The following is a 9,005-nucleotide window of genomic DNA, read 5'->3' as shown; positions in this document are numbered from 1 at the left end:
CGCTTACGCTCCACGTGAGGCAGGAGTGGCTTCACCACGTCCCACTGCGCGTCTGTTATGTCGGTTTGGTAGGCTCGTCTGTCCATGAGCCCACAATATAGGTAGAGCTAGTTCACTTTGTACAATTCTTAAACACACTCTCACACCCTCACACCGCCGCCGGAACCAACCCGCCGCCGGAGCGTACCCGGAAACATATGGCACGAGCGATGCATGGTACTCGTCGCCTTCTGCTACGACCTGACGTTCCAGCGGTGCCCAATGCTGCTCACGTGGCTGGCGTTCTTCTTTCTCGCGTTCATCGGCAAGCTGCTTCTGGCGGCGGCCATGTGCTACCTGATCTTTCCCGCGGAGCGCACCTGTGACGCCTGCAACAGCCACACGCTTCCCGTGCGGATGGGTGTGGCGGGGCGGATGATGTCGAAGCTGATGCTGGGCACGCTGCAGAAGCGCTGGTGCCCCGGCTGCGGATGGGAGGGGATGACGCGCACCGGGCGGATGCGGGATGCGCACGCCCACGTTTCGGTGGAGCCTGCCACGCGCTGACCTGCGGAGCCGGACGATGAAGAAGGGGGCGGCGGACCATCATGGTCCGCCGCCCCTTTCCCTTCATCCAGCGACGCGAGCCGTCAGGGCGTGCCCTCGGCCGCGCGCAGGCGTGCGTCCATCTGGTCCAGGCGCGCCATGGCCTGCGCCAGAAGCGCCTCCAGCGCCTGCACCCGCGCCGTGCGGTCATCCAGCTGCTGCTGCAGGCGCACCGTCCGCGCCTCCAGCGCCTTGGCCGCCGCCAGGTTTACCCCGTCGATGTCGCCCATGCCGATGGTGGTTTCGCCCAGCCCCAGCGGGAATGCCGCGTAAAAATCCTCCGCCACCGGCCCCAGGTGCCGCACCGTCCGGTCCCCGCCGATCATGGTCCAGGTGGTAATGGGGATGGTGCGGATGCGCGACAGCACGTCTTCACCGTCCACCGCCTGGTAGTCCTCCTTGAGCGTGCGGCTGGACGCGCAGGTCCAGCTGGGGACGGCGGTGGTCAGGTCGCACCCCACGTTGCCGCCGGCGCCCGGCGTGTTGCCGTTGGCCGCCGTGCTTACCCGCAGGCGAATGCCGCCGTTGTAGCGGATGCGGAACTCGTTGTCGGCCTGGTTGCGCACGGAGTCGGTGGTGGACTCGTCACCCATCACCATGGTGCCCGTGTGGGTGTTGTTGGAGGCGCGGTACCCCAGGGCGACCGCGTAGTCGTTGTTGGCCGTGGTGCGGTATCCCAGCGCCACCGACCCCTGCCCGCCCGCGCGCACCGTGTAGCCGATGGCCGTGCAGGCGAAGCCCGAGCACACGTTCTGCGCCCCCGCGCTGAAACCCGCCGTGCCGCTGACCGTGCTCCCCGAGCCGAAGCCCACGCCCACCGTGGCGCTGACCGTCACCTGGTCTCCGTACGCGAACGCGCCATAGTCGCTGGCGGTTACCTGGTTGCCGCCCGCGAAGGTGAAATCGTCCATGTTGGCGTCGTCCCAGCTGGTGGCGCCGCCGCCGATGGGTGCGCGCCCAAAGCGGACGGATCCGCGGCAGGGAATCCACATGAAGCGTGTGCCGGCGCCGCTGGCCATGAGCTGCGCCGCGCACCCGCTGGTGTTGCCCACGTCGCGTACAAAGCCGTAGGCGGTAAAGGCGCCGCTGCTGTCTACCTGAAACCGGTCGCCCAGCGGTCCGCCGGCCTGCATCTCCAGCAGCGTGCTGGCCTGGCCGTGTGCCTGTGAAGCCGCGCAGAGCACCGCGGCGGCGGCAACGGCAAAGAGTCGTCTGGCGTTCATGGGACGCATTCCGTAGGAGAAGGGAGAGAAGGAGTTCATCACTGGGAGACGATGCGCAGCTGGTACGACGGGTTCCGCAGCCGCCCGGCACGGATGCTCTGGGGCGCGACCACCAGCAGGTCGCCGTTGAGCACGTAATCGCCCGTCACCCAGAGCGAGGGAACGCGGCCCCGTGCGGTGCCCGTGCCGTTCAGGTCCAGCACGCCGGCGCCGCTGGCCGTGATGCCGCCCGTGGAGCCGGTGACCAGGTTGGCGCCCACCGTCAGGTTGAACGCGCCCAGGTTAAGGGTGGCCGCGTCCGCCACCGTGATCCCGCTGATGGCCGAGGCCGCGGTGAGCGCCGGGTTGTTGGGCATGGCGGCGGGGATCACGGCCGAGTCGGCCGCAACCGGGGTGCGCCCAAGGTTCCAGTTGGCGCCGTTGGACCAGTCGCTCCCCACCGAGCCGTTCCAGGTGCGCGTCATTCCCGTCACGTCGAACACCATCTCGCCCGGGCGGCCGCCGGCGGTCGCCGTGATGGAGCAGGTGCCCGCCTGCACCCCCGTCACCACGCCGCCCGCGCTTACGGTGGCGCAGTTGGGGTTGGTGGTGGCGAACGTCACCGTTCCCGGAACCACCTCGCCCAGCGGGTTCTTGACCACCGCGGTCAGGGCGTGCGGCGTCGTAGGGTGCAGGTTGCCGTAGTCGTACTGGGGAAGCTCGCCGTCCAGGGTGACGTAGCCCGTGGGGTACTCCACCGGCGCGGAGACGAACACCTGGAACTGAAAGGTGCTCACCGTGGGCGGCACGATGAAGGTCCACGTTTCCGCCGGCGAGACCTCGTTCTGGTCCAGCACGTAGGGGTACGTGTAGTACGGCTGCGCCGCCGAGGTGAAGAAGGCGAACCCGTCGGGGATCACCGCCACGGTGCCGGGGTCGGAGGTGGCCGGCCCGGTGTAGAAGAAGATGCGGATGCCGGCCGGGTCCAGCGTGGTGCCGTCCACCGTGCCCAGCGGCTGCTCGATCAGGTTCTCGAGCGTGGCGTCGAAGGTGAACTGCCCCGTGCCGGAGTTGTAGTTGATGTTGGACGACACCAGGCGCACGTACACGTTCTGGTTGCCCACGATGAGGTCGCCGGCCGCCGTGCCCGCCTGGCTGGCGGACGGCTTGCAGCTCACCACCAGGCTTTCCTTGTGGCCCACGCAGTCCAGCGCGGCCAGCGTGGTAGGCGGCGCGCCCGTGCCGTCGGGCGGTGGCTTGGGATCGCCGTCCGGCCCCAGCGGGCTGGATTTGTCCGTGCACGCGGCGGCCGTGAGCAGCGCGAACGCGGCTACGGCGTGAAGGGCCCTGAGGGGTTTCACGGTTCCGTCCTGGTTGTCGTGCGTGGTGCGGCCCCCCCGGAGCGAGGGGACGCAAGCTTCCGCGTGCGGAAACACGCGGGGGCGACGGCCGGGACCGGGCGCGGAGGGGGGCATGGACCGGCGAAGCGGCCCAGGCACCGTGCGCGGCAAAGAGGCGTCGCAGTCCGTCCGTAACAGCGATGTATCAGATGGTTCGCTATCACAAAATCTGCGCAACGGCTACAGGATACCGTTGAGTTCCCCGGGATGCAAGCACGCCAACTGTTTACCATTCATGCGTTTACAACATATGTCTCTCTCGCCGTCAAACGTTCCGTAATTCTTTTTCACGCCCCTTTCGCGCGGCACGAACCCTGAACACAGATTCTGCAGACCTGCGCGGAATCCATCCGCTTCCCTTTCCGGTGCCAAGAATGCTGCTACGCTCCACGGATCGCGGGCTGTACTGCGAGGCGGGTGACTTTCACGTCGATCCCTGGCTGCCGGTGGACCGCGCCGTGATCACCCACGCGCACGGCGACCATGCACGCTGGGGCTCGCGCGCGTATCTGGGCTCGCGCGAGGGCGAGCGGGTGCTGCGCACGCGGATGGGGGCCGACGCGCGCATCCAGACCGTGGACTTTGGGGAGCCGGTGGAGATCAACGGCGTGCGGGTTTCCCTGCACCCGGCCGGGCACATCCTGGGCAGCGCGCAGGTGCGGGTAGAGCACCGGGGCGAGGTATGGGTGGTTTCGGGCGACTACAAGACGGAGGCGGACCCCACCTGCTCCCCGTTCGAGCCGGTGCGCTGCCACACCTTTGTCACCGAGTCCACCTTCGGCCTTCCCATCTACCGCTGGCGCCCGGACCGCGAGGTGTTTGCCGGCATCGACGCGTGGTGGCGGCGCAACGCGCGAGAGGGGCGCGCGTCGCTGCTGTTTGGCTACGCGCTGGGCAAGGCGCAGCGCCTGCTGGCGGGGATCGACCCCTCCATCGGCCCCATCTACACCCACGGCGCCGTGGAGCGGCTGACGGCGGACTACCGCGAGACCGGCATTCCCATGCCGCCCACGCGCAACCCCATGGGCGAGCCGCGCAAGCACGACTGGGGCGGCGCGATGGTAGTGGCCCCACCCTCCGCGCACGGCACCCCGTGGATGCGGCGCTTTGGCAACGCCTCAACGGCCTTTGCCAGCGGATGGATGCGGGTGCGCGGCCACCGCCGCCGCCGCTCCGTGGACCGCGGCTTCGTGCTGAGCGACCACGTGGACTGGCCGTCGCTGCTGGCCGCCATCGCCGCGACGGAGGCCGAGTGCGTGTGGGTGACGCACGGATACCGCGAGCCCGTGGTGCGCTGGCTTCGCGAGCATGGCCTGCAGGCCCAGTCCGTCGCCAGCCGCTGGGAAGGTGAAACGGACGAGGGAGACGTGGCGGTCGCGGAAGAGGGTACGGCGGAGGGCGAAACCAGCACGGAAGGCGCCACAGACGCGCAAAAATAGACGTACTTGACGCAGGCTGCCGATCCGGTTAGCGTTGAGACGAGCCGTACGGAGAAGAGGAGGTCGGATGGAGACGCGCGTCAAACGCCTGCGAGTACCGCTACACCACAGACTTGGCTGCAGGAGGAGCGTACCGCCGATGCTGGCGCGGGATGAGGAGCTACGCATCTTCCTCCAGCTCAGCAGGGAGTCGTTCCGTGTAACCGGCCGTGAGCTGGATGAGTTGATCAGGCCCGCGTAGCCGCGGCGCCCTTCGAGTTGTGAAGGCCGGACCATCGGGGTCCGGCCTTTTCCCGTTTTTGGGCCAGGAGTAATCCCGCGGTCCCTTTACGCCACCTACGACACGATGGGTCACGATGAACGATATAGCGAGACGCCATGGACAATCGCCGCGATTCAGGCATGGGCAAGTAGTGTGGTTGCCACGCGGAGACTCATGGCTCAACCGCGACAAAGCGCGACCCTTCGCAGTCGTGGCTGCGCCTCCCACGCTCACGAACGCAACGCTGGCCTACGGGAGCACGCGTGCAGCAGAAAAGTCCCTCGGCGCCGCCTGCTTCGAGGTAGCTCCGCAACAGGAGGGCGTGAACAGGAACGGGCTCTGGGCGACGACCCAGTTCTGTCCGGGCATCCTGCTCCGACAAGGCACCGGTACCCTGCCGCCGTCGGCCGGGACGCTCGGGAGAGCTACGGAGAGCTTGAAAGTGTGTCTGCGACGGGCGCTTGGGATCGATCAGGGCTCGTGCCTTGGCCCTGACGTGCCCGCAGGTTCGCGCCGGGGCAGGATCGTGGAACTTCGGCCATCGCTTTCGCGCGACGTGCGGGCTCGCTTTGCCGTGTTGTTGACGGAAGCGGAGTACTCTCGAAGAAAGAACCATCACGTCATCCTTCCCATGGTCGCGGGAGATAGGAAAGCCGCCGGAGAAACCGTTCTCCGCATCTCCGAGGGGGAATGGATGTCGGTCTTTCGTCCCCGTCCCACATCCGTGCTGATGCCGATCCCCGCCGTCCAGTCTGCCTGGTATCCCGCAGCCATTCTCAGAGAAACGAGGGCGGTCCTGGATGGTTTCGCCCTCTCCGAAATTGACCGGTGGCTGTGCAATTTCTTTGCGCTGGAGCCCCCCAGCGTCACACTCTGAACGCCATCGGGCCCTGTGGCGGTTGGTTCCGGCCCGTTGTCTGCGACTCTCATCAGGCCGACCGCCTCGAGCGAACCGATTCCCCTGACCCCGGTCCGTCCCGTGAAGGCATTCGCCGCGCTGTACGCAGAGCTGGACGAAACGACCAGGACCGGCGAGAAGGTCGACGCGCTGGTGGCGTACTTTGCGACGACGGCGCCGGAGGACGCGGCGTGGGCGGTGCACTTTCTGAGCGGGCGCCGGCCCAAGCGGCTGGTGGGCGCGCGCAAGCTGGCGGCGTGGGCCATGGAATCGGCCGACGTGCCCGAGTGGCTGTTCACCGAGTGCTACGAGTCGGTGGGCGACCTGGCCGAGACCATCTCGCTCCTGCTGCCGGACTCCGGCGCCAGCAGCGACCGGCCGCTGCGGCACTGGGTGGAGGAGCGCCTGCTCCCCCTGCGCGGCGAGGACGAGGGCGCGCAGCGCGGGGAGGTGCAGCGCGCCTGGGCAGAGCTGGACGGGCCGCAGGCGTACGTGTGGAACAAGCTCATCACCGGCAGCTTTCGCGTGGGCGTTTCGCAGAGCCTGGTGGTGCGCGCGCTGGCCCGGGTGAGCGGCGTGGACGAGGCGGCGGTCGCGCACCGCCTGATGGGCGCGTGGGATCCCACCCCCGAGTTCTACCTGCGCCTGCTGGCGGCCGACACCAGCGACACGGACCTCAGCCGCCCTTATCCCTTCTTTCTGGCCTACGCACTGGAAAGCGACCTGGAGGCGCTGGGCGAGGCGCGCGACTGGCAGGCGGAGTGGAAGTGGGATGGCATTCGCGCGCAAATGATCCGCCGCCGCGGCGCCACCTTCCTCTGGTCGCGCGGCGAGGAGCTGATCACCGAGCGCTTTCCCGAGTTGGCGCACGCCGCGGCAATGCTGCCGGATGGCACCGTGCTGGACGGCGAGATCATGCCGTGGCGAGACGGGCCGCTGCCGTTCGCGCAGCTGCAGCGGCGCATTGGGCGCAAGGTGCTGGGGCCCAAGATTCTGTCCGAGGTCCCCGTCGTCCTGCTTGCGTACGACCTGCTGGAGGTCGATGGCGCGGACGTGCGCGAGCAGCCGCTCTCGTGGCGGAGGGCCAGGCTGGAGGAGATGGTGCGCGCCACGCCGTCCGCGGGGCGCATCCTGCTGTCGCCGGCGGTGCACGCGGACGATTGGGACGCCGTGCTGCAGGCCCACCGCGACGCCCGCGCCCGCGCGGCCGAGGGGCTGATGCTCAAGCGGCTGGACGCGCCGTACGGCGTAGGGCGGCGCAAGGGCGGATGGTGGAAGTGGAAGGTGGAGCCGTTCACCATCGACGCGGTGCTGATCTACGCGCAACGGGGGCACGGGCGTCGCGCGTCGCTGTACTCCGACTACACGTTCGGCGTGTGGAAGGACGGCGAGCTGGTGCCGTTTGCCAAGGCGTACAGCGGGCTCACGGACGCGGAGATGCGCAAGGTGGATGCGTTCGTGCGCCGCAGCACGCTGCAGCGCTTCGGGCCGGTGCGGACGGTCAAGCCGGAGCTGGTGTTCGAGCTGGCGTTCGAGGGGATCCAGCGCTCGCCGCGCCACAAGAGCGGCGTGGCGGTGCGCTTTCCCCGCATGCTGCGTTGGCGCACGGACAAAAAGCCGGAAAACGCGGATTCGCTGGAAACCATCGTCCAGATGCTGGAGGCGGAAGGGCGATAGCGGCATCGGCCACCCTGGGTCGAAGCTCTGTTCCGGCAGGCGATGGTCTGGGGCTCTCCCCATTCCATCGTCAGATCACACCCTTGCACGCCATGATCAACTAAGAATATAGTAGAAGCGATCCACATCCGTCTCTCCTGCCTCCCGCCACGCCCATGAAGCCGATCCGCATCGTCCCCAACCTCCTGATCGTTTTTCTGGCGGCGTGCGGCGGAGGCGGCGATGCCGGCGGGGGCGGTTCGACGGTGCGGGACAGTGCGGGGATCCAGATCGTCGAGAACCGCGGCGGGGTGTGGGGCGAGGACGGCGGATGGCGGCTTTCGGAGGAGCCCACGCTGCAGATCGGGGTGGCGGACGGGGATACGCTCTACCAGCTGGACGGCGTGCGCGATGCCGTGCGGCTGGGCGACGGGCGCATCGTGGTGGCCAACGGGGGGAGCCACCAGCTTCGCTGGTACGGTGCGGACGGCCGGCACGCCGCCAGCGCCGGGCGCGAGGGCGGAGGCCCGGGCGAGTTCCGCACGCTCCGGACATTGCGGCTGCTGCCGGGCGACTCGGTGCTGGCGTACGACCTGGGGGCGTTCCGGCTCTCGTGGTTCGGTCCGGACGGACGCTTCGTGCGGTCCGCGCCGCTGCAGCCGGTGGGGGAGGTGCCGCCGCGGTTTGTGGACCGGTTTGCGGACGGATCGATGCTCCTTTCCAGTTCCGTGCGCACCGGTGGCGAGACGCCGCGGTCGGGTATGCGCCGCGACACGCTGCTCTGGCTGCGCGCGGATGCCGCGGGCGTCCCGGTAGATTCGCTCCCCGTCACCCCCGGGAGCGAGGCGTCGCTCCAGATCCTTACGCAGGGCGGGCGGGTGACGGGGATGAACGTGATGGCGATGCCGTTCATGCGGAACGTGCATACGGCCGCGGCCGGCGACCGCTACTGGCAGGGGATCACGGACGCGTACGAGATCGTGCTGCGGCGGGCGGACGGCACGCCGCAGCGCATCGTGCGGCGCGCGGTGAAGCCGGTGCCGGTGCGCGGTGCGTACCTGGACAGCCTGCGCGGCCTGCATGTGGCGGAGCACGGGCCCGAGGCGGGAACGTCGCTGGACCAGGTGCAGGTGCCGGCGCGGCTTCCCGCCTTTGAGCGGCTGCTGGTGGACCAGGGCGGCAACCTGTGGGTGCAGCAGACCACTTGGCCGGGCGCGGTGCCGGCGGCGTGGGACGTGTTTGACGGAGACGGGCGGCTGCTGGGCACGGTGACCATGCCCGCCGGCTTTCGCGCGACGCAGATCGGCGCGGACTTTGTGCTGGGGGTGTGGACGGATGACGTCGACGTGGAATACGTGCGGATGTACGGGCTGACGAAGTAGCGTGCGTAGTTAGCCGCGCGGTACTGGCCGTTCTCGTGCCGTCCCCCCACGGGAGCGAATGAAGAATTCGCCGCTGGAAATTCGCCGAGTCCGCCTGCGCGGACTCGGCGGCCAAGCGGCATGCGGTGCCCCTTGCACCTGCGCGTCCGCAACCGGTGAAAAGACCCAGCAGCCTCATGCT

Annotated in this window: 6 protein-coding genes; 4 read left to right on the top strand and 2 right to left on the bottom strand. The window is 68.7% G+C overall.

The window, feature by feature from the left end:
* Positions 1-213 precede the first annotated feature (213 nt).
* Entirely contained in the window at positions 214-546 is a 333-nt protein-coding gene (locus ACOJUJ_RS17455; RefSeq protein ID WP_420128186.1) for a hypothetical protein, read from the top strand.
* Between the two features lie 83 nt (positions 547-629).
* On the opposite strand, the gene ACOJUJ_RS17450 is transcribed toward ACOJUJ_RS17455, so the two are convergent.
* Together ACOJUJ_RS17450 and ACOJUJ_RS17445 are read right to left on the bottom strand one after the other, a co-directional pair.
* A complete protein-coding gene (locus ACOJUJ_RS17450; RefSeq protein ID WP_420128185.1) occupies positions 630-1,808 on the bottom strand; it encodes a tail fiber domain-containing protein in 1,179 nt (392 codons plus the stop codon).
* Between the two features lie 38 nt (positions 1,809-1,846).
* Entirely contained in the window at positions 1,847-3,148 is a 1,302-nt protein-coding gene (locus ACOJUJ_RS17445; protein ID WP_420128184.1) for an Ig-like domain-containing protein, read from the bottom strand.
* A 413-nt stretch (positions 3,149-3,561) separates the two neighbouring features.
* Here ACOJUJ_RS17445 and ACOJUJ_RS17440 point away from each other — a divergent pair, with 413 nt between their 5' ends.
* The 3 genes from ACOJUJ_RS17440 to ACOJUJ_RS17430 all read left to right on the top strand — a co-directional run bounded on the left by ACOJUJ_RS17440 (position 3,562) and on the right by ACOJUJ_RS17430 (position 8,824).
* Entirely contained in the window at positions 3,562-4,626 is a 1,065-nt protein-coding gene (locus ACOJUJ_RS17440; RefSeq protein ID WP_420128183.1) for a ligase-associated DNA damage response exonuclease, read from the top strand.
* A 1,241-nt stretch (positions 4,627-5,867) separates the two neighbouring features.
* The gene (locus ACOJUJ_RS17435; RefSeq protein WP_420128182.1) at positions 5,868-7,463 is read left to right on the top strand and encodes an ATP-dependent DNA ligase; all 1,596 of its coding nucleotides are present in this window, start codon (positions 5,868-5,870) and stop codon (positions 7,461-7,463) included.
* Between the two features lie 155 nt (positions 7,464-7,618).
* Entirely contained in the window at positions 7,619-8,824 is a 1,206-nt protein-coding gene (locus tag ACOJUJ_RS17430) for a hypothetical protein (RefSeq protein WP_420128181.1), read from the top strand.
* Positions 8,825-9,005: the final 181 nt, after the last annotated feature.

The organism is Longimicrobium sp., from assembly GCF_048594345.1.
Lineage (GTDB): Bacteria > Gemmatimonadota > Gemmatimonadetes > Longimicrobiales > Longimicrobiaceae > Longimicrobium.
This window is presented reverse-complemented; position numbering and strand designations above follow the sequence as displayed.